Source organism: Sphingobacterium sp. SRCM116780 (genome assembly GCF_021442025.1).
GTDB lineage: Bacteria > Bacteroidota > Bacteroidia > Sphingobacteriales > Sphingobacteriaceae > Sphingobacterium.
On record NZ_CP090446.1, the window covers coordinates 4,168,498 to 4,189,583 of the forward strand.

Annotated in this window: 19 protein-coding genes; 11 read left to right on the forward strand and 8 right to left on the reverse strand. The window is 35.5% G+C overall.

The genetic code is table 11. The annotated features are described in order from the left end of the window. Window position 1 precedes the first annotated feature (1 nt). The 4 genes from LZQ00_RS17975 to LZQ00_RS17990 all read right to left on the reverse strand — a co-directional run bounded on the left by LZQ00_RS17975 (window position 2) and on the right by LZQ00_RS17990 (window position 4,562). Window positions 2–1,672, reverse strand: coding sequence for a glutamine--tRNA ligase/YqeY domain fusion protein (locus LZQ00_RS17975; RefSeq protein WP_234510634.1), 1,671 nt, complete (start codon window positions 1,670–1,672; stop codon window positions 2–4). A gap of 175 nt (window positions 1,673–1,847) precedes the next feature. Next, window positions 1,848–2,495, reverse strand: a complete 648-nt coding sequence (locus LZQ00_RS17980) for a carbonic anhydrase (protein ID WP_411028058.1) — start codon at window positions 2,493–2,495, stop codon at window positions 1,848–1,850. 98 nt (window positions 2,496–2,593) lie between these two features. After that, window positions 2,594–4,132 (reverse strand): SulP family inorganic anion transporter, encoded by a 1,539-nt coding sequence (locus tag LZQ00_RS17985; RefSeq protein WP_234510635.1) that lies wholly within the window; start codon window positions 4,130–4,132, stop codon window positions 2,594–2,596. A 94-nt stretch (window positions 4,133–4,226) separates the two neighbouring features. Continuing rightward, window positions 4,227–4,562, reverse strand: a complete 336-nt coding sequence (locus LZQ00_RS17990; protein WP_234510636.1) for a hypothetical protein — start codon at window positions 4,560–4,562, stop codon at window positions 4,227–4,229. 224 nt (window positions 4,563–4,786) lie between these two features. Between LZQ00_RS17990 and LZQ00_RS17995 the strand changes: the two genes are divergently transcribed. The 6 genes from LZQ00_RS17995 (at window position 4,787) to LZQ00_RS18020 (ending at window position 9,286) form a co-directional block, all read left to right on the forward strand. Further along, entirely contained in the window at window positions 4,787–6,328 is a 1,542-nt protein-coding gene (locus tag LZQ00_RS17995; protein WP_234510637.1) for a helicase HerA-like domain-containing protein, read from the forward strand. 62 nt (window positions 6,329–6,390) lie between these two features. After that, window positions 6,391–7,302 carry a sugar phosphate nucleotidyltransferase gene (locus LZQ00_RS18000; protein ID WP_234510638.1) on the forward strand — a complete coding sequence of 304 codons (912 nt, stop codon included), beginning with the start codon at window positions 6,391–6,393 and terminating at the stop codon, window positions 7,300–7,302. 102 nt (window positions 7,303–7,404) lie between these two features. Next, window positions 7,405–8,085 (forward strand): TIGR02117 family protein, encoded by a 681-nt coding sequence (locus LZQ00_RS18005; protein ID WP_234510639.1) that lies wholly within the window; start codon window positions 7,405–7,407, stop codon window positions 8,083–8,085. A 4-nt stretch (window positions 8,086–8,089) separates the two neighbouring features. Further along, window positions 8,090–8,512 carry a hypothetical protein gene (locus LZQ00_RS18010; RefSeq protein ID WP_234510640.1) on the forward strand — a complete coding sequence of 141 codons (423 nt, stop codon included), beginning with the start codon at window positions 8,090–8,092 and terminating at the stop codon, window positions 8,510–8,512. A 74-nt stretch (window positions 8,513–8,586) separates the two neighbouring features. Further along, window positions 8,587–9,096, forward strand: coding sequence for a hypothetical protein (locus LZQ00_RS18015; protein WP_234510641.1), 510 nt, complete (start codon window positions 8,587–8,589; stop codon window positions 9,094–9,096). After that, complete coding sequence (locus LZQ00_RS18020; RefSeq protein ID WP_234510642.1) at window positions 9,086–9,286, forward strand: helix-turn-helix transcriptional regulator; 201 nt, start codon at window positions 9,086–9,088, stop codon at window positions 9,284–9,286. Before LZQ00_RS18015 ends, LZQ00_RS18020 begins: the two co-directional genes overlap by 11 nt. 197 nt (window positions 9,287–9,483) lie before the next feature. Here LZQ00_RS18020 and dnaK read toward each other — a convergent pair whose 3' ends face one another. Beyond that, entirely contained in the window at window positions 9,484–11,388 is a 1,905-nt protein-coding gene (dnaK, locus tag LZQ00_RS18025; RefSeq protein ID WP_234510643.1) for a molecular chaperone DnaK, read from the reverse strand. Window positions 11,389–11,617: 229 nt separating this feature from the next. On the opposite strand from dnaK, the gene LZQ00_RS18030 reads away from it, so the two are divergent. Further along, on the forward strand, window positions 11,618–12,169 hold the full coding sequence (locus tag LZQ00_RS18030) for a thioredoxin family protein (protein ID WP_234510644.1): 552 nt from the start codon (window positions 11,618–11,620) through the stop codon (window positions 12,167–12,169). Between the two features lie 23 nt (window positions 12,170–12,192). On the opposite strand, the gene LZQ00_RS18035 is transcribed toward LZQ00_RS18030, so the two are convergent. After that, window positions 12,193–13,080: a GLPGLI family protein gene (locus LZQ00_RS18035; RefSeq protein WP_234510645.1), complete on the reverse strand. Its 888-nt coding sequence runs from the start codon at window positions 13,078–13,080 to the stop codon at window positions 12,193–12,195. Beyond that, on the reverse strand, window positions 13,073–15,745 hold the full coding sequence (locus tag LZQ00_RS18040; protein ID WP_234510646.1) for a TonB-dependent receptor domain-containing protein: 2,673 nt from the start codon (window positions 15,743–15,745) through the stop codon (window positions 13,073–13,075). Before LZQ00_RS18040 ends, LZQ00_RS18035 begins: the two co-directional genes overlap by 8 nt. A 193-nt stretch (window positions 15,746–15,938) precedes the next feature. On the opposite strand from LZQ00_RS18040, the gene LZQ00_RS18045 reads away from it, so the two are divergent. Next, entirely contained in the window at window positions 15,939–16,295 is a 357-nt protein-coding gene (locus LZQ00_RS18045; RefSeq protein ID WP_234510647.1) for an MmcQ/YjbR family DNA-binding protein, read from the forward strand. A gap of 202 nt (window positions 16,296–16,497) precedes the next feature. On the opposite strand, the gene LZQ00_RS18050 is transcribed toward LZQ00_RS18045, so the two are convergent. Beyond that, a complete protein-coding gene (locus LZQ00_RS18050; RefSeq protein WP_234510648.1) occupies window positions 16,498–17,460 on the reverse strand; it encodes an isopenicillin N synthase family dioxygenase in 963 nt (320 codons plus the stop codon). A 290-nt stretch (window positions 17,461–17,750) separates the two neighbouring features. Between LZQ00_RS18050 and LZQ00_RS18055 the strand changes: the two genes are divergently transcribed. From LZQ00_RS18055 to LZQ00_RS18065, 3 genes are read left to right on the forward strand one after another with little or no spacing between them, the layout of a single operon-like run. Continuing rightward, window positions 17,751–18,203 (forward strand): MarR family winged helix-turn-helix transcriptional regulator, encoded by a 453-nt coding sequence (locus LZQ00_RS18055; protein ID WP_234510649.1) that lies wholly within the window; start codon window positions 17,751–17,753, stop codon window positions 18,201–18,203. A 36-nt stretch (window positions 18,204–18,239) separates the two neighbouring features. Next, entirely contained in the window at window positions 18,240–20,666 is a 2,427-nt protein-coding gene (locus tag LZQ00_RS18060; protein ID WP_234510650.1) for a 3-hydroxyacyl-CoA dehydrogenase/enoyl-CoA hydratase family protein, read from the forward strand. A 38-nt stretch (window positions 20,667–20,704) separates the two neighbouring features. Beyond that, the gene (locus tag LZQ00_RS18065; protein WP_234510651.1) at window positions 20,705–21,067 is read left to right on the forward strand and encodes a four helix bundle protein; all 363 of its coding nucleotides are present in this window, start codon (window positions 20,705–20,707) and stop codon (window positions 21,065–21,067) included. Window positions 21,068–21,086: the final 19 nt, after the last annotated feature.

The window sequence follows — 21,086 nt, forward strand, 5'->3', positions numbered from 1 at the left end:
ATTATTGTGCTTTTTTAACCTCTTTCGCCCAAGAGTCTTTTAGTCCGACCGTTCGATTAAAAACCAAACACTCTGGTTTTGAAGTTGTATCTAACGTAAAATATCCCAATCGAATAAATTGATAACCTTTACCTGGTACCGCATGTAATAAATCAGGCTCTATGAATGCTTTACCAATTTTTAAACTTTCTGGATTGATCGATTCTTTAAAGTTTTCTGCTGCTGCAGGATTTTCATCATTAAATAAACGATCGTATAACCTGATTTCAGCTTCTTTGGCATGTTGAACAGAAACCCAATGTATAGTACCTTTTACTTTGATACCCGAAGTATCTTCACCAGATTTTGAATTTGGAACATAGGTACAATGTACTTCCGTCACATTTCCATGCTCATCTTTAACAAAATCATGGCAGGTCACGATATATGCATTTTTTAAACGTACAGAAAGACCTGGACCTAAACGGAAAAACTTCTTAGGCGCATCTTCCATAAAATCATCACGCTCTATCCACAATTCATTTGAGAAAGGAATGCTGCGTGATCCTTCACCATCTTCAACCTCTGGATTATTCTCACCATGCAATTCTTCCACATGATCGGTAGGAAGATTGGTGATCACTAATTTGATCGGATCCAATACCGCCATTCTTCTCCAAGCAGTTTTGTTTAAATCTTCACGAATACAGAATTCTAAAAGACTGACATCGATCATATTCTCACGCTTAGCGACTCCGATTTTATCACAAAATATACGAATACTCGCTGGTGTATATCCTCTTCTTCGTAAACCAGAAATTGTTGGCATACGTGGATCATCCCAACTCGCTACAAATTTGTCATTGACTAATTGAAGTAATTTGCGTTTACTCATGACCGTATAAGTCATGTTTAAACGAGCAAATTCGTATTGCTTAGAAGGGAAAATTTCTAATTTCTCAATACACCAATCATATAAAGGACGATGTGGGATAAATTCTAATGTACAAACAGAATGCGTAATTTTTTCAATAGAATCAGATTGACCATGAGCAAAATCATACATCGGGTAAATACACCATTTATCACCAGTACGGTGATGATGGGCATGTTTGATGCGGTATAATAACGGATCACGCAAATGCATATTCGGATTTGCTAGATCTATTTTAGCACGCAATACTTTTTCACCATCTTGATATTTGCCATCTTTCATCTCTTGAAAAAGAGTTAAATTCTCTTCGATGCTGCGACTACGACCAGGAGTCGGAACTCCAGGCTCCGTTGGTGCACCTTTTGCTGCTGCAATTTCTTCAGCGGTACTATCATCAACATACGCTAAGCCTTTTTCTATTAACGTAACAGCATACTGATATAAGGTGTCAAAATAATCAGAAGTATATAATTCCTGAGCCCAGTTAAAGCCCAACCATTGGATGTCTTTTTTTATACTTTCAACGTACTCTGTATCTTCCGTAACCGGATTTGTATCGTCAAAACGTAAGTTTGTCTGGCCATTATACTTTTGAGCTAAACCGAAATTTAAACAAATAGATTTAGCATGACCAATGTGAAGATAGCCGTTTGGCTCGGGAGGGAAACGTGTTAATACACGACCATCATGTGTCCCATTACGAAGATCGTCTTCGATAATTTCTTCAATAAAATTTAATGATTTCTCCTCGTTTATCATAACACAAAGTTAAGTATTACTTCGAATTATCCGTAGTAGTTCGTGTATTTTAAAATAAGATAATCGAAAGTAAGGTATAAGAGCATTGTAGAAACTCTTGAGGCAGGAGTAAGTTGATATTAAGTAGCGACTTGAAAATAAAGAAGGTCGGAATTCCGACCTTCTTTATGGGATGCTATTTGTAGGCAAATACTTTACCTAATGTCTCATTATTCGTGAAAGTTGTATGTAGATCTTCTAAAGACCCTGTACCGATATTGATGACTGTACCATGAACAGCTAATGGTTGACCTGATTTCCATGCATTTTGTACAATTGAAGTCGTACAAAGATTGAAAACCTGTTCGATGACATTCAATTCAACCAACCGATCCTCTTTTTTCTCCTGGTTGTCAATGGCATCAATTTCCGCAGCATGTAATCGATAAACATCTTTAATGTGACATAACCAGTTGTCAATAACACCAAATTGCTTACGGCTTAATGAAGCTGCAACACCACCGCATCCATAATGTCCTGCTACGATAATATGTTTTACCTTCAAAACAGATACAGCATAATCCAGCACACTTAACATATTCATATCTGAATGAACACATACATTCGCAATATTACGGTGGACAAATACTTCTCCAGGCTTAGTTCCTGTAATTTCATTTGCAGGAACACGGCTATCGGCACAACCTATCCATAAAATTTCAGGATTTTGACCTTTTGCTAATTGTTGAAAACGACCTGTTTTGTCCTCTTTAACAAAATCCATCCAGTCACGATTTCCTTGCAAAATTTTCTCAAACCCTAATTTTAAATCTTGATTTTCCATTTTATATTTATTTTTTGATATAGCTCTTTTCTTGCGATGAGCTGTTTATATGATCCTCAATAGGATACAAATTTCGTTAATTAATTGTTTTTATTTTATTATTTTTTCTTGTAAACGATATCCGTCAATTCGATTCGTTTCCCTTTGTTCAAGGCATTTTGTTCAAAGTCCTTAATGACTTCAATCACATCTTTATCAATGAATTTACTTTGAGATCCATTAATAACGATTAATCCAACAGACTTAGGGAGACTATATAACTTTTGTTGAATAGGAACCTTATTTAAAAAAGAAACCTCTTCAGCTAAAGTAATGATTGCTTTATCATATTCAGTATGTTTTTCGATGTCGAATTTAAATGCGTTTTGCATATTCGCTTTCAAAATATAGAACGTTGCCACAACGATACCGACACCAACTCCCATTAATAGATCCGTACAAATAATAGCCACAAGAGTAACAAAGAATGGAATAAATTGATCCAATCCTTTTTTATACATCGATGTAAATAAAGCTGGTTTAGCCAATTTATATCCCGTTTGCAGTAAAATTGCAGCTAAACACGATAGCGGTATTAAATTCAAAATACCAGGAATCAATAAGATGGCTAATAATAACCACATGCCATGAAGAACAGCAGATTGTCTAGTTCTTCCACCTGCATTTACATTCGCAGAAGAACGTACAATAACAGATGTCATCGGTAAACCACCTAAAAGACCACTAGTCATATTTCCAATACCCTGTGCGATTAGCTCTCTGTTTGTTGGTGAGTTTCTTTTCAAAGGATCTATTTTATCCACTGCTTCAATACTCAATAAAGTTTCCAAACTCGCAATGATCGCGATAGTAATGGCGACTATCCAAACATCCTTATTGACAATTTGTGTGAAATCGGGAAGCGTAAATAATCCTGTAAATTCGGAGAAAGAATTTACAATCGGAACCAGGACAAACTGAGCATCTGTCAATTGCAGACTTGTACCATTAAAAGCATAAGTTAAACCTATACCTAAAGCAACAACAATTAGCGGTGCAGGGATGCTGTTTAATTTTGGTATTTTGGACCAGTAGATTAAAACGATCAAGGAAAGAATACAAATAATAAAAGCACCTAAACCGACAGAAGATAATAATGTATCTGTAAATGCAGCAATTCCATGGCCATTATCAAATTCGAATGCATGGGGTTCAGTCATCCCCAGCGCCAACGGAATTTGTTTTAATATAATGGTAATACCAATAGCGGCAAGCATACCCACAATAACAGAAGATGGAAAATAATTACCAATCATACCTGCTTTAGCGATACCTAAGATCAGCTGAATAACACCCGCTAGAAGCACCGCTAATAAAAATGTTTCATAAGCCCCAAGACTCTGAATAGCACCGAGTACAATTACTGTAAGTCCAGCAGCGGGACCACTAACACTTAAAGGCGATTTACTGATAGAAGAAACGACCACCCCGCCGATGACTCCTGTTAACAATCCTGCAAACAATGGCGCACCAGAGGCCATTGCAATACCCAAACATAGTGGAAGTGCTACTAAAAACACCACAACACTAGCAGGTACATCATATTTTAAGTCTCTTTTCGAAAGTTTAAGAAAAGCAGACATACGAGTTCCAAACATTAGTTTTTTGTCTAAATTTTGTCTAATTTTTACGATATTTTACTCTAACCAGATCTGATTAGAAGTGATTGCGTGCGAAAGCACAGACAAGAAATTAGCAGTTAGGAGGCGGTGTAGGCACAGAGGGATGAAAAGCTTGGATGCTTTTCTCATTTTTTAAGTAGTGCCTTTGTTTTGCATGACTATTATCGGTAATGATTGCTAAAGTGTAAGGTTCTTCGGCTTTTGTATTAAAAAACTTGGAACCAGACTCGCTAAAATCACTATGTGCGCCATTGTTATTTTCAATTTCTAATTGAAGTACAATTTGAAGGATAGTGTGCTGATCCAGTAAAGATGAAAATATAGGGGTAATGGATATGCTCATCTTTGTGAAAAAGATAAAAGCACATAATAAAGCCGCAATATTTCTAGTCTTCTTGTTAAACATTTTCCTTAGCCGTGTGCGCGATCGAATTTAATGAAAGCATGTAAAAATACAATTTTCAAGTTAAAAAATTGTTAATTCTGTAAAAAAAAGTCTTACCTGACAAAAAAATTACAAAGACTCAATATTTCCTTTTATATTTAATTAGTGGAATACTCTTTGCATGAAATGCGTGATGTATCTGAAATGAAAAAGGTATTCGTTAAAAAATTAGATCATAAATTATAATGGCAGATAAAGAACAATTTATTGAAAAAGTAAAAGCATCTTATAGTCCAAAAGGAGCATTTATATATCTGGGTGCAGGTATTTTGAATGGTGAGATTTGTGCTGATGCCAAAGTTAATTTGGCTTTAAAGATGATGAACCGTCACGGTTTGATCGCTGGTGCTACCGGAACAGGAAAGACTCGTACGCTACAATTAATCGCAGAGCAATTATCTGATGCAGGAGTACCTGTTTTTATGTTAGATGTGAAAGGTGATTTATCAGGATTAGCCGTAGAAGGACAAACGAATCAAGCGCTTATTGATCGGGGAAATGCTGTTGGTGTTCCATTTCAGCCAGCAAGTTTCCCTATTGAGTTGTTTTCTTTAACAGGAGCAAAAGGCACGACGATGCGTATAAAAGTATCGGATGTAGGCCCTATTTTATTGTCGCGGATCTTAGAGTTAAATGATACACAAACAGGTGTTTTAGCAGCGATCTTTAAATATGCCCAAGATCACGATATGCCTTTGACCGATTTTAATGATGTCAAAAAACTATTAAGTTATCTTGCAGATGGCCCTGGCAGTGAAGAAATCAAAGATGATTATGGTAAAATTAGTACCTCTAGCTCTGGAACGATCTTACGTAAAATAGTCGCCATTGAACAACAAGGAGTGGCTCATATTTTTGGAGAGAAAGAATTTGAAATTCAAGATCTATTTCAAAAAGTAGATGGTAAAGGAGTCATCAGTTTATTGAATATCTCAGACGTACAAGATCAACCCGTATTATTTTCCACATTTTTATTAAGTATTTTAGCGCAACTGTTTAAAAACTTACCTGAAGTAGGGGATTTGGATCAACCTAAGTTGGTATTTTTCTTTGATGAAGCTCATTTGTTGTTTAAAGATGCTTCAAAAGCATTTATGACACAAGTGGAACAGATTGTTCGATTGATTCGGTCGAAAGGTATTGGTGTTTTCTTTTGTACCCAATCACCGACAGATATTCCAGAGACGGTTTTAGCACAATTGGGTAATCGTGTTCAACATGCATTGCGCGCTTTTACACCGAATGACGCTGAAAACTTACGGAAAACGGTCAAGACCTACCCAAGGTCAGATTTCTATGAAATTGATCAAGTATTAACCGCCTTAGGGATCGGTCAGGCCCTAGTTACTGTTTTGAATGAAAAAGGAATTCCAACAGAAGTTGTGGCAACACATCTTGTGCCTGCACGCGCGGTTATGGGACCTGCTGATGCAGCGACTTACGATCAAATTATGAAGCAATCTGAGTTGTATGGAAAATACCAACAACGAGAAGAAAATCGTTCGGCAGCTGAGATTGTTGACGAAAAAACAAAGACTGCTGTAGAGCAACAAGAACAGCTGAATCGAGAGAAAGAAGAAGCAAAAGAGGCAAAAAGTACATCGAGAAGACAGACACCACTGGAAGCCGCTCAAAAGACTGCAACAACAACCTTAGCACGAGAAGGTGTGAAGCTGTTAGGTAAATTGGCAAGTGGTTTGTTAACAGCATTCTTTAAGAGAAAGTAATCTAAATATTTATATATTTGCAAAAAAAAAATTAAACGAGAAAAGTCCTAGAGTAACTGAATATGAGTAAACCAACTTTATTAATTTTGGCAGCAGGAATGGCTAGCCGTTACGGATCATTGAAACAGATTGATGCCTTTGGCCCTCATGGCGAAACCATCATTGACTATTCTATTTTTGATGCTATCAATGCAGGATTTGGCAAAGTAGTATTTATTATTCGTGAAGAGTTTTTAGGTAAAATGCGTGAAGTTTTTGACGAAAAGTTAAAAGGTAAAATCGAAGTTGACTATGCTTTTCAAGATTTTGATTTAAAGAAATTCGGAATTGACCGCGAAATAGAACGTGCAAAACCATGGGGTACCGCTCATGCTGTATTGAGTGCAAAAGATCATATCAATGAGCCTTTTTGTGTGATCAATGCAGATGATTTTTATGGTACAGATTCTTACCAAAAAATGGCGAAATTTTTAACAGCTGAAGTTTCAGATCAAGAGATGGCTTTGATGGGATTTCAAGTTGATAATACGCTATCTGATTATGGATATGTTTCTAGAGGTGTTTGCGTGGTAAGTCCTTCTGGCCATATGGAAAGTGTGACCGAGCGTACAAAAATATACTACAAAGAACTTGAAGGAGAGAAGAAAATTGTTTTTGAAGAAGGAGATACGATCACAGAACTAGACCCACTTAGTCGTGTATCCATGAACTTCTGGGGATTTACACCTAAAGTTTTTGCTGTCGCAGGAGAAATGTTCAAAAATTTCGTTGAGAAAAATTCAGAAGATCCGAAATCAGAATTTTTTATCCCTTCGGTAGCAGATTATTTAGTACAAACCAAACAAGCTAACTTTAAAGTTATTCCAACATCATCGAAATGGTTCGGTGTAACTTACAAAGAAGATAAAGAAATTGTACAAAATTCTATTTTGAAATTAATTGCTGACGGAGCTTATCCTGAGAAATTATTTTAAATAAAAAGAATAATATTTTTTAAACCCATAGCGATTGTTATGGGTTTTTTTTATGTTTGATGAATAAAAAGTATTTTCTTTCTTTGCGCATCAATTATAATCATGATAAAAGTATTCAAAGTGTTGTTATATAGTATCATTGCTTTAGTTTTAATCGTTTTCGTCTATTGGTTGTCGGAGCGTATCCTCTCTCGAATGAGTGCCTCTAGAGAAGAATCAACCCTTCCTAAGACGATTACCGTCTATGTGATGTCCAATGGCGTTCATACAGATTTAGTATTTCCAGTCAAAAATGAACAGATGGATTGGTCTGCCTTATTTCCATTTAGTAATACGACAGGGAAAGATACTACGCATCGTTTTGTTGGTATTGGATGGGGAGATAAAGGATTCTATTTGAATACACCTGAATGGAAAGATCTAAAAGCTTCTACTGCTTTTGTGGCTGCTACAGGTATTGGAGAGACGGCACTCCATGTGAGCTATCATAAAGATGTCCAAGAAAATGATCTTTGCTTTAAGCATATGATCGATACAGAACAATATCAATCCCTGGTCAATTTTGTAAAAGAGAGCTTGGATTATGATACGCAAAATAAACCCATATTAATCAACACAAATGCCCAATACAGTGATTCCGATGCTTTTTATGAGGCTAAAGGATCTTACAGTATGTTTCATTCTTGTAACACCTGGACAAATAATGCGCTGAAGAAAGCGAATATGCCAGCCGGAATCTGGGCAACTTTAGATAAGGGAATATTGAGTCATTATAAAAAGTAACGGTATGTGTGCAATACTTGATCTTATTAAACAATACTCTGACCAAGAATTAGCGTTTCTGTATACCTATCATATAGAAAGTTATATGGAGGAGACACAAAGCCAAATTCGCGATTATATTCGGCATGTTAGAGGGCTAAGCGATCTTACTATTGCGCAAATTGTGGAGGATGTAGCACATTCTTCTAGTACATTGGGATGTCCAAGATGTCATTCTTTAAATTGGAATATATATGATGTACAGTGGGAAGTTCCATTGTCTACTCGTCAAGAATCATTGATCCAATCGCCGATTGAACAAGAAAGAGATCCAAATCATTTTCCTCAAAAAACAAAAATTGACTGCAATATTTGCGGTTATGTAATTCATGATCCAAATGAAAGTTTTTGGACTTCCTTGAAAAAAACAGTTAGTTTCAAAAAATAATGTAAAAAATACTTTACATTATGTAAGATTTGTTTTACATTTGAGTTATTGTAACCTTAGTAAAACTTATCATTATGAAAAAAATTCCATTATTACCGCGACACTTTCGATGGATTGGTCTAGGATTAGTCCTATTGTTTTTAGTCCCCACTATTTTGTATATCCTGAAAGAAAATAGTATTTTAATTACTAACTATCCAAAAATAAAAGGCGTGGAGGTAATGCCTTTTGAATTTTCCTTTTCTACATTTGCAGTTTTAGGGGGAGATAATGGCCCTTTTGAAATTATTAATACAGACATGGGACTTACATTGCAACTTTTATCGATTTTCTTGGGTCTGAGTTTTATCGCCTTTACTCGATATAAGTATGAAGATGAAATGATAAATTCAATTCGTCTTTATTCTTGGTCGTGGTCAATTATTTCTTTTGCAATTTTTAATGTTTTATTAATAACATTTATATACGGCAGTTGGTACATCAGTCTTGCATTTTTAAGCCCAAATATTATATTATTGCTTTATATTATTATTTTTCGATTTCAAATTTTTAAACTAAACAGGAGGTTAGCGCATGAAGAATAATATTAAAATCAATCGGGTGATCAAAAGTTATTCACAAGAGCAGTTAGCGAGCTTAGTACAAGTAAGTCGGCAAACGATCAATGCATTAGAAGCAGGAAAGTATGTCCCATCTACAGTCTTATCCTTAAAGATTTCAAAAATATTAGAAAAAACTATAGAAGAGTTATTTACATTAGAAGAAAGTGATTAACATGAACATATGTATAGGAACTCACGCGAACTTCAACGCGATTTTACTGTAGCGGCATATGGATTCTTTCCGTCCTTCTAGAGAGCTATATCCAATCATTTAAATCCTAAGTGGTATGAGATTAAAATTTGGATAAACGGATATAAAAAAAGCTCGAAGATTCATCTTCGAGCTTTTTTATCCTTAAGAAGAAGTTCTTATTTAACTTCTTCGTATTCTACGTCAGTTACGTCATCACCACCTTGTTGAGCACCACCATTGTTTGGTTGCGCGTCACCTTGAGGTTGTGAACCACCTTGAGAAGCAGCATACATTTCTTCAGAAGCAGCGTTCCAAGCATTTTGTAATGCTGCAGAAACAGTATCGATATCAGCAAAGTTTCTAGCTTCATATGCAGCTTTCAATTTTACTAATCCTTCTTCGATAGGCGCTTTTTTATCTGCAGAGATTTTATCTCCGTATTCTTTCAATTGTTTTTCAGTTGAGAATACTAATGCATCAGCAGCATTAATTTTATCTGCTTCTTCTTTCATTTTTTGATCCGCTTCCGCATTTGCTTCCGCTTCTTCTTTCATTTTTTTGATTTCTTCGTCAGATAAACCAGATGAAGCTTCGATACGAATATTTTGCTCTTTTCCAGTTGCTTTATCTTTCGCAGAAACCTTAATGATACCATTGGCATCAATATCGAAAGTTACTTCAATTTGAGGTACACCACGAGGAGCAGAAGGAATATCATTCAAGTGGAAACGGCCAATTGTACGGTTCTGAGCAGCCATTGGACGCTCACCTTGTAAGATATGAATTTCTACTGATGGTTGGTTGTCTGAAGCAGTTGAGAATGTTTCCGATTTTTTTGTCGGAATAGTTGTATTTGCTTCAATCAATTTAGTCATCACACCACCCATTGTCTCGATACCTAAAGATAAAGGAGTAACGTCTAATAATAACACGTCTTTCACTTCACCTGTCAATACACCACCTTGGATAGCAGCACCTAATGCAACAACTTCATCCGGGTTAACACCTTTTGAAGGCTCTTTTCCGAAAAATGCTTTTACTGCATCAACGATTGCAGGGATACGAGTAGAACCACCTACTAAAATGATTTCGTCAATATCAGCTGTATTGAATCCAGCATTTTTCAAAGCCGAACGACAAGGATCAATTGTACGTTTGATCAAGTCAGCAGCTAAACTCTCAAATTTAGCACGAGATAATGTACGTACTAAGTGTTTAGGACCTGTAGCATCAGCAGTAATATAGGGTAAGTTTACTTCTGTAGAAGTCGTACTTGATAATTCAATTTTAGCTTTCTCTGCAGCTTCTTTCAAACGTTGCAATGCCATTGGATCTTTTTTCAAGTCAAAGCCATTGTTTTCGTTTTTAAACTCATCGTTTAACCAGTTGATGATTACATTATCAAAGTCATCACCACCTAAGTGCGTATCACCATCCGTAGATTTTACTTCAAATACACCGTCACCTAATTCCAATACAGAAACGTCATGTGTACCACCACCACAGTCAAACACAACAATTTTCATGTCTTTATGTGCTTTATCTAAACCGTACGCTAACGCTGCAGCAGTAGGCTCGTTGATAATACGTTTTACTGTTAAACCAGCGATTTCACCAGCTTCTTTCGTTGCTTGACGTTGTGCATCGTTAAAGTATGCAGGAACTGTAATAACCGCTTCTGTTACTTCTTGACCTAAGAAATCTTCTGCAGTTTTCTTCATTTTTTGAAGAATCATTGCTGAAATCTCTTGCGGAGTATATTTACGGTCGTCAATTTCTACACGAGGTGTATTATTGTCGCCTTTTACCACATTGTATGGTACGTGTTGTGCTTCTTTGATAGATTCATCGTATGATAAACCCATGAAACGTTTGATAGAATAAACAGTTTTAGTTGGATTTGTGATCGCTTGACGCTTTGCTGGATCACCAACTTTACGCTCTCCACCTTCAACAAAAGCAACGATAGAAGGTGTTGTACGTTTACCTTCATTGTTAGCAATAACTACCGGTTCGTTACCTTCCATTACAGCAACACATGAATTGGTCGTACCTAAGTCGATTCCTATTATTTTAGACATATTATATATTTTAATTTTTTACTAATCTAATTGTATAGCTATCTAATCAACCCTTGTGCCAATCATTTTTTTTGTACAAAAATGTATTAAATTGACAATTTAACGTCAGAGTTGATGACAAACTGTCATTTCTGTGTTTGTTTATTCTACCAAAATTGCTTGCTTGGTAAAATTTTGTCATATTCGCCCCCTGATAAAACCGTTAGAGAATTATAAAAAATTTAATGTCATGAAATTCGAAGAATATATTGCTTATTTTGAATCTATTTTAGCCGATCCAAGTCAGTATCAAGCTTATCAAGATGAAGAGTACTTGAATTTTACAAAGCTGAATTGGTCGAGAATGAATCGTTGGCTGAAAAAATTTGAACCAACTACAGAAGCAAGTTCTTTTATCAATCGCATTCAGACGAAACAACATTGGATTTTGATTACAGAACCTTGGTGTGGTGATGCCGCACATTCCGTTCCCGTTATTTATCAAATGGTAAAAAATAATCCGAATATCGAGCTTGATATACAATTACGTGATGCTGAACCGTTTCTCATTGATCAGTATTTGACAAATGGAGGTAAATCGATCCCCAAATTGATTATCCGTGATGAACAAGGTCAGGATATTGCCGTGTGGGGACCGCGACCACAAGGATGTGCAGATTTATTTTTAAAGATGAAGGAGCAAGGAGCTGAATTCAATGAAATAAAAGAAGAAATCCAAAAATGGTATAATCAAGATAAAGGTGTAGCTATTCAACAAGAATTAGTACAGATCTTATCTTAGCTAAAAATGTTAGAACAGACGATCTAATAGATCATCTGTTCTAACATTTGTCTTTTTTGTTGCGCCTGATTATTACCCCTTCCTCCAAATACTGTTCCCGATAAAAGCTTAAAAAATTCAGCAGACGTCATTTCTTTCACTTTTTTTTCTTTCCATGACCCAGATATAGTATCATTGGTAAATGTTACGGATGTCGCCCAATAATTAATGTGCATTTCTGGTATTACAAGACCTAATATCATCCCGGGGAGTCCTCCAACGAGCACTGGCCCTCCTGATGCAGGAATCTCTTCTGTATAGAAGGCAATGACATATAATGAATCCTTTGTTGCTCCATTGACCCGCCTACATTCGTAGCCAGCGATTGTTCGGAATTCATCTGTAAATCGCCAAGTAACATCTGGAAGAGAGTCTTTAATCACTATTTTTTCATCCAATTGAAGCTGTATTTCCGATTCTTTGGTTTTCAAGTTTTGATAATAGATTTTATCCGTTATCCGAGTACCTTGCATGCCACCTCTAGAGCGATTATTGTTGCTGCCTTGTCCTTGTCTCCTTCCTTGACCACCACCTCCCATATTGCCACGAGCAGTTGTATTTGCTGTACGTATACGAATATCCGTCTGCTTAGGGCTTCCGTCTGATGTAGACTCACTCGGTTCCATTAAGGTTTGAGTTTCGTCAAATTGTAAGGTGAAATTTGATGTCGAACTTTCTGGCATCTCATCGATGTTTCCTCTAAACATCACTCCTCTATTGTCCTTGTTGAGACTAGACATCATTTCACGCATTCTTGCTTTCGTATAGACAACTCTTTCAAAATGAATAATACCTTTTGGAGCGAAATACGAATGCTGCGCAAATGAATCTGTTACAAACAAGATCAAGATAATGGTCAATAGTCTAGTCATTTTTCTTCCCTAATTTTTTATTAAAATCCCATTTTAAACCCAGCATAAAATATTGCGTTAACATCTTCTGCATTGTTTCAGAGAAGCTGCTCGTATCAGAAGATCTGCTAACCGTGTTAAACGTATTAAAAATATCAAATGCTTTTAAACTTAATTGAAGATTATTACTCATCAACTTTTTGTTTAACTCCAAATTCATATAAAATTGATTGATGGCCTTCGGATAAAATTTATTTTTACCTGTATAACCATAATTGATGACCTGTACCAAATCAAATTTAAAAGGTAAAAAATATTTGATATCCGTATTGATATTAGCTGTCAAACTATTACTATTCAATTCAGGTTTTAACAAAGTCTCTTGACGATTCACTCCAATACTAGTTGAAAAATTGAAGTCTATATTTTTCGAATTCTGTTTGTTGATGCCAAAACCAATATCTGCATTGTAGTTTTTGGAATTGTTTAACTCACCATTAATAAAATCAAAACTATTACTATAGCCGAAATTAGCACTTGGATTAAATTGAAGTATATTATTGAATATCGGTTTGCTATAGCCAGAATAAATTCTTGCGGACCAATTGCTATGATCTTTTATATTTTCGTATGAACTTGTCGTCACACCCAGCGAATCAATCACCCGTCTATTGACAATCGGATTATTGGTGGAAGAAAAACTTCCATTTACATTAAAGCTTGATCCTCTTAAAATGCTAAATGAATTGAAAGATACTTCATAAGCATTGTTCGTCGATTTTTTCAAGTTTGGATTTCCTAGCTGAATAAATAATGGGTTTTTTACTGGCTGAATAGGTTGTAACTGACTAAACGAAGGAATATTATTTGCATTGCTATAGGATACCATTACGTTCTTATTCAAAGAGATTCTATAATTTAAGCTTGCATTGATATTATTGTCCCAAAAATTACGGCTTAGATTAATATCACGATATCTGTCAATTAGTTTTTGACTTTTATAAGTAACAACATTTGAAATATTAATCATCAATTTATCTTCGATATTGTAGTTCAATTGAATATTCGCCCCATTATTTATATTGTTATTTTCTTCATCCTGAGAATACAGAGAGTCTAAGCTATTATATTCCCCCAGACTATTTGCATTTAAAGAGTTTGTTAAATTTTTCGAGGTAGAGCTACTGAACTTATAACCTATCGCTAGGGAAAGATCTTTCAGTAACCTTTCGTTAAAATTGAAGGAAGCACCTATTCTGTTGCTACTATTGTTGTTTAATCTTTTTTGGTCTATAAGCGCTGTACTATCAAGTGCTCCTTTTTTATAGTAATCCGTTGTTGATTTTACTAAAGAAGTGGATTCATTCTGTGATAATTGCGTATTGAACTGCACATTGATTGATCTTCCTTTGTTGTTCAATCTCCTTCTATAATTTAAACGTAAATCCGCATTATCATTGTTACTCGATGATGAACTATTTTCTTTAAACGTATTCATCAATGTGGTGTCGTTATTTGTCGTGGATCTCTCGGAAGTATTACTATTTTTTCCATTTGACTTATCCGCATTAAACTGAACATCTAGCTGTTGAACGGAATCAATTCTGAATTTTATTTGTGTTCGGAAGTTCTGATTTTTAGTGTCAGCATTTGAAAAATTGCTACTGGTTGTTTCCTGGGTTTTATCTGGTAATAGTTGTTTATTGTAATTTTTTCTTTCATTGGACAGACTATTATTGTTAAAGTTATAGCTGGAATTTAATGTTAACCTTTTTTGTAGAAAATTGTTATCATAGTTGATTCCAATATTCTTATATTCAGGATTGCCACTGATACTGCTATTCGAACGGATGCGAGAATCGTTACTACCACCCATATTATTCCAGTTACCTGTCAGACCAATACGTTCTGTTTTGTTGAATTTAGCAGCAAAAAGACTGGCGTCAAATAAACCTTTTGTTCCAATATTGGCATTTGCGTTACCAAAAATACCTTTTCTTGCCTCCTCTTTTAAGACCACATTAACCGTTTTAATCCGTACACCATCATCAACCCCTGTTAATTCTGCTTCATCAGATTTTTTTTCATACACTTGCACTTTATCAACAGCATCGGCTCGAACATTACGAATAGCAATTTTAGGATCGTAGCCAAAAAACTCTTCACCATCGATCAAAACCTTAGATACTGTCTTCCCTTGTGCCGTGATTGCTCCATCGGCAGATACGGTCAATCCAGGTAATCGTCTCAGCAGATCTTCTAGTTTTGCATTCTTCTCTGTTTCAAAACTAGCAGCATTATATTCAATAGTGTCTCCCTTTATTTTAATGGGTAATTTCTGTGTAATAACCACTTCTTCAAGCACATTGGCTCGCGAATTAATTCGGATATCTTTTAGATCAATTTTGGTATCTGCAACGGTTATATTTTCGCTATGTAATTCAAATTTTGGATAGGTGATGAGCACCAAATAAGAACCTTTTTCAATCGATTGGAGGGTAAAGTTTCCTTCCTCATTCGTACGCGTAAACGCTTTTAATATAGAATCTTGAGCAGTCAGTAAAATCACCGTTGCATTTATGAGAGGTTTACTTTCGCCCTTGTCGAGCACTTTCCCTTTTATGGAGGTTTGGCTAAAGCCCAATGATGTGTAAAAAAATAATAATAGAAAGAAAACTCTTTTCATAAATTATAATTGGGTAGCAGTTAAACTACAAATATAAAAGAATACTTGAAGCATAAATCTTCTGTAATTAGAATGTTATGAATTTTGGAAATTATTAATATTTATTCACATATTTCCGGTTTTTGTTGATAAAAAAATGATGATTTAACTTTCTAATAACAATTATTTCTTAATTTTAATAAAAAATGAATGGATGAATATAGAAGAACTTCGAGAATATTGTATTGCTAAAAAAGCGGTTACGGAAGAATTACCATTTGGTCCTGATACATTAGTTTTCAAGATAGGAGGTAAGGTTTTTCTTTTAGTTGGTCTAGATCGCGTTGATGGATTATCTTTTAATGTCAAATGCGATCCTGAATATGCCATTACATTAAGACAACAACATGAGCAAACAGTCTTCCCAGGCTATCATATGAATAAAAAACATTGGAATACTGTACATGCAAATCGACAACTGAATGATCAGAAATTAATGGAACTTATTGACCATAGTTATGATTTAGTATTCGCCTCATTAACAAAAGCAATAAAAGAAAGCCTCTCATAAAATTGGATTAATATAAGTGTTGAAGTCGTTATGTCGTTAACTTTGGGTTCAGTATAATGGCTTTATGCCGTATATTTCAATCAAATTCTAATCCCTGATGTTATTCTTTAAAAATATAAAATTGTTTGGATTGATATAAAAGAGAAAAGCGCTGGGAATCTCCTCCCAACGCTTTATTTTTGTTTTAAAATAGTTTGTTTGATTACATTTTCAAACCAATTTCTCTTAGACGTTCATCTAAATATTCGCCAGCAGTATAATCTGCATAAGCTTTTGGATAGGATTCACTCACACAAGAATCTAAACAAGCTAAGCTCATGGAAGATTTTGGATGTAAAAAGAAAGGGATTGAAAAACGTGAAGTACCCATTAATTCCCGAGGAGGATTAACCACTCGATGGGTTGTTGATTTTAATTTATTGTTTGTCAGGCGTTGTAACATATCACCAACATTGATGACAATATCTTCACCTTTAGCTTTGATCGGGAACCAATTTCCATCCTTTGTCATCACTTCAAGACCATCAGCACTAGCGCCAATCAATAAGGTAATCAAATTGATATCTTCATGCGCACCAGCACGAACAGCATCAGGAGACAGTTCGTCAGGATTCAGAATTGGAAAATAATGGATAGCTCTTAAAATGGAATTACCGTTGATGACAAATTTTTCAAAATAATCTTCTTCTAAGTCCAGATAAGTAGCAATTGCTTTCAATAACTGACGTCCCGTGTCCTCCAGTTTTTTGTAAACCTCAGCTGTTATTGTATTGAACCTTGGTAATTCCGCCACTTCAGGATTATCTGGAAAGTCTGTTTTACTATATTCTTCGCCGACGATCGTTTGTCCTCTTTGCCAGAATTCTTTCAAATCTGGTGTAGTGGAGTCTTTGGCTTTTTCGCGACCTTTTGTTGTATATCCTCTTTGTCCTGCAAGTTCTGGAAACTCATATTTCAATTTTGTTTCCGCTGGTAAAGAAAAGAAAGAAGGAACCACTTGGTAGAGTTCGTCGATTAACTCTTTTGAAAGACCATGATTAGCAATGGTAACGAAACCTGTTTCGTTAAAAGCTTTTCCAATGTCTTGGATAAATTGATTGCGTTGATCTGAATTTCCTTCAGTGTAGTTTAGCAAGTCAAGTCTTGGAATATTAACTAAAGCCATACAATTATGTTTGTTTATACAAATGTAACCGAATTAATTTTGAATATAAAAACGAGCATGTGAGTAACAGATGCTTTTGTTGTATTAAATGGTTGATTTTTAGCTGTTAAAAGTTTTCCACATTCTTGGTTCTGTCATTGGGTATAGCCAAAATGATGGATTTTGAAGCTTTATGCTTATCCTATTTATTTCTGTAAAGTAAATTTTAAACTATTTAATATTAACTATTTGAAATTCAAAAAAAATAAATTAGATTTGTTATGCTTGCATAGTAAATAATAGCGCGAATTATGAATCAGAATAAAACTATAGATTATTTTTTAAAAATAAGTTGGCAGACTATTGCGAACAAATATAACCAAATTGCTACACAATATGGTTTTACGCAAGCGGCTGGCTATATTTTAATTAATATCCATAAAGAAGGTACTCCAGTATCACAAATCGCTAATCTAACAGGAGTGAAAACAACAAGCTTGTCTCGTGTGTTGAACAATTTAGAAAAATTAGGATTTATTTATCGAGAAGCTAGTGAATTTGATAAGCGATCTGTTAAAGTTTACTTAACAGAATTAGGTAAAGAAAAAAGAGAGCTAGCGAAAGATGTGGTACGTAATTTTAACCACTATTTAGAATCCAATCTAACGGAAAAAGAAAGATCTCAATTGATGAAGTCACTGACCAAATTGAATGAGCTGGCAACCTCTTATCAAGAAGAATACAATACGATCAATCAAGAATAGGTGTATTCCATCTGTTGATCATAAATAATCACATAAATGAGCAGAAACATTAGAAAAGTAGCAGTATTAGGTTCTGGGGTTATGGGCTCTAGGATCGCTTGCCATTTTGCTAACATCGGTGTCGAAGTATTACTTTTGGATATTGTTCCAAAAGAATTGCTACCCGCCGAAACAGCAAAAGGACTTACTTTAGAGAGTAAGCTAGTGCGCAATCGAATTGTCAATCAGTCTTTAGAAACGGCAGTCCAATCTAATCCATCTCCTATTTATAGCAAATCTTTTGTCAAAAGGATTTCTACAGGAAATTTTGATGACAATATGCCGGATATCGCTTCTTGCGATTGGATTATTGAAGTCGTTGTAGAGCGGCTCGATATTAAAAAATCTGTATTTGAACGTGTGGAACAATACCGTAAAGTAGGTGCCTTGATTACTTCAAATACCTCAGGCATCCCGATTCACTTAATGACAGAAGGACGTTCAGAAGATTTTAAAGATCATTTCTGCGGAACGCACTTCTTCAATCCACCACGTTATTTACAACTGTTGGAAATCATTCCAACGCCAGAGACGAAAAAAAAGGTCGTGGACTTTCTATTAGAGTTTGGTGATAAGTTTTTAGGTAAAACAGTGGTTTTATGTAAAGATACACCCGCATTTATCGGCAACAGAGTTGGTGTTTATTCGATGTTAGCACTGACACATCTTGTTGAACCATTAGGTCTGACTGTTGAAGAGGTGGATAAATATACTGGTCCTGCAATGGGACATCCAAAGTCTGCAACTTTCCGTACAGCAGATGTTGTCGGATTGGATACTTTGGTGAATGTCGCAAATGGCTTGGCTCAAAATGCACCTGATGATGAAGCAAAAGGAGTTTTTCAATTGCCAGCTTTCATTACCAAAATGGTTGAAAATAAATGGTTAGGAGAAAAAACTAAAAAGGGTTTCTACGAAAAAATAAAAGATGCGCAAGGAAATTCTGAAATTCAATCGTTAGATCTAAAAACATTAACATATCGTTCACAAGGAAAAGTAAAATCAGCAACGTTAGAAGCCACAAAGCTTGTTGAGGATATCCGTAAACGAATGAAAGTTTACGAACAAGGCAAAGATAAAGCAGGAGAGCTGTTTCGTGCCATGCACTATCCGTTGTTCGAGTATGTCTCCAATCGTGTTCCTGAAATTACGGATGAGTTCTTCCGTATTGACGATGCTATGCGTGCTGGATTTGGATGGGAGATCGGACCTTTCGAAGTTTGGGATGCACTAGGAGTTTGTGAAACTATAGAAAAAATAAAAACAGAAGAAAAACGTCTACCCGGTCAACGCGGAGAAGTTGCACAATGGGTACATGATATGTTGGCTGCAGGTTGTGAATCTTTCTATAAAATTGAAAACGGTGTTCGTCATTTTTATGATATCGCATCCAAGTCATATAAACCTATCCCAGGTACAGAAGATTTAATTGTTTTGGATCATATCCGTGATACCAAGACGATTTGGAAGAACTCAGGGGTCTCGATTATCGACTTAGGAGATGGTATCATCAATTGTGAGTTCCATACAAAGATGAACACTATCGGTGGTGATGTCATTCAAGGAGTAAACAAAGCGATTGATTTAGCAGAAAAAGAATATCGCGGATTGGTGATTTCTAATGAAGGAAAAAACTTTTCTGCAGGTGCTAATATCGGTATGATTTTCATGATGGCGGCAGAACAAGATTATGATGAATTAAACATGGCTGTTCGTGCTTTCCAAAATACATCGATGCGTCTGCGTTATTCGGCAATCCCTGTTGTCGTTGCACCTTTTCAAATGACTTTAGGTGGAGGATGTGAATTTTCGATGCATGCTGATTTCGTTCAAGCACATGCTGAAACCTATATGGGCTTAGTGGAATTTGGTGTTGGCGTTATCCCAGGTGGTGGAGGTACCAAAGAATTTGCTTTGCGTGCTTCAGATGAATATAAAGACGATCAAATTGTTCAAAATACATTAAAGGACCGTTTCTTAACAATTGGAACCGCTAAAGTGTCCACTTCTGCTGTTGAAGCGTTTGAACTCGGATATTTACAACAAGGTAAATATGCGATTACGATGAACAAAGCGAGACTTATTGCTGATGCCAAAGAAAAAGCTTTAGAATTGGCAAATGCAGGCTATATACAACCTGTACAACGTACGAATATCAAAGTATTAGGTAACCAAGGTTTAGGTATTGTATACGTGGGAGCGAGTTCCATGAGAGCTGGAAATTACATCTCCGACCATGACAAGAAGATCTCTGAAAAACTAGGATATGTCCTTTGTGGAGGTGATCTATCAGCACCAACAGAAGTCTCCGAACAATATCTATTGGATCTCGAACGTAAAGCATTCCTAGAATTATGCGCCGAACGTAAAACCTTGGAACGTATTCAATTTATGTTAACAAAAAGGAAACCTCTCAGGAATTAGATAAGAGATTTGAGACATTAGATTGAAGATAGGAGATTATGCATAATCTGAAAGAATTAAAGGTGTGGAACAAAGCAATTGAATTATCTACAAAAGTGTATGAAATTGTATCGATGTTTCCTTCAGAAGAAAAATATGGACTCTCCTCTCAGATTAAACGATCTGTTGTATCCATTGCATCAAATATAGCGGAAGGAGCGGGAAGAAATTCAATTAATGAATTTATCCATTTTCTTGGAATAGCAAATGGTTCTTCGTTTGAGTTGCAAACGCAAGTTATTATAGCTCAAAATCTGAAATTGTTGCAAGTTGAACATGGCGAACAATTGTGTTCTCAAATCGTGGAAATTCAAAAAATGATTTTTGGATTTTTGAATAAATTAAAAAATGATAAGAAATAATATGTGAGTTTAAAGTATC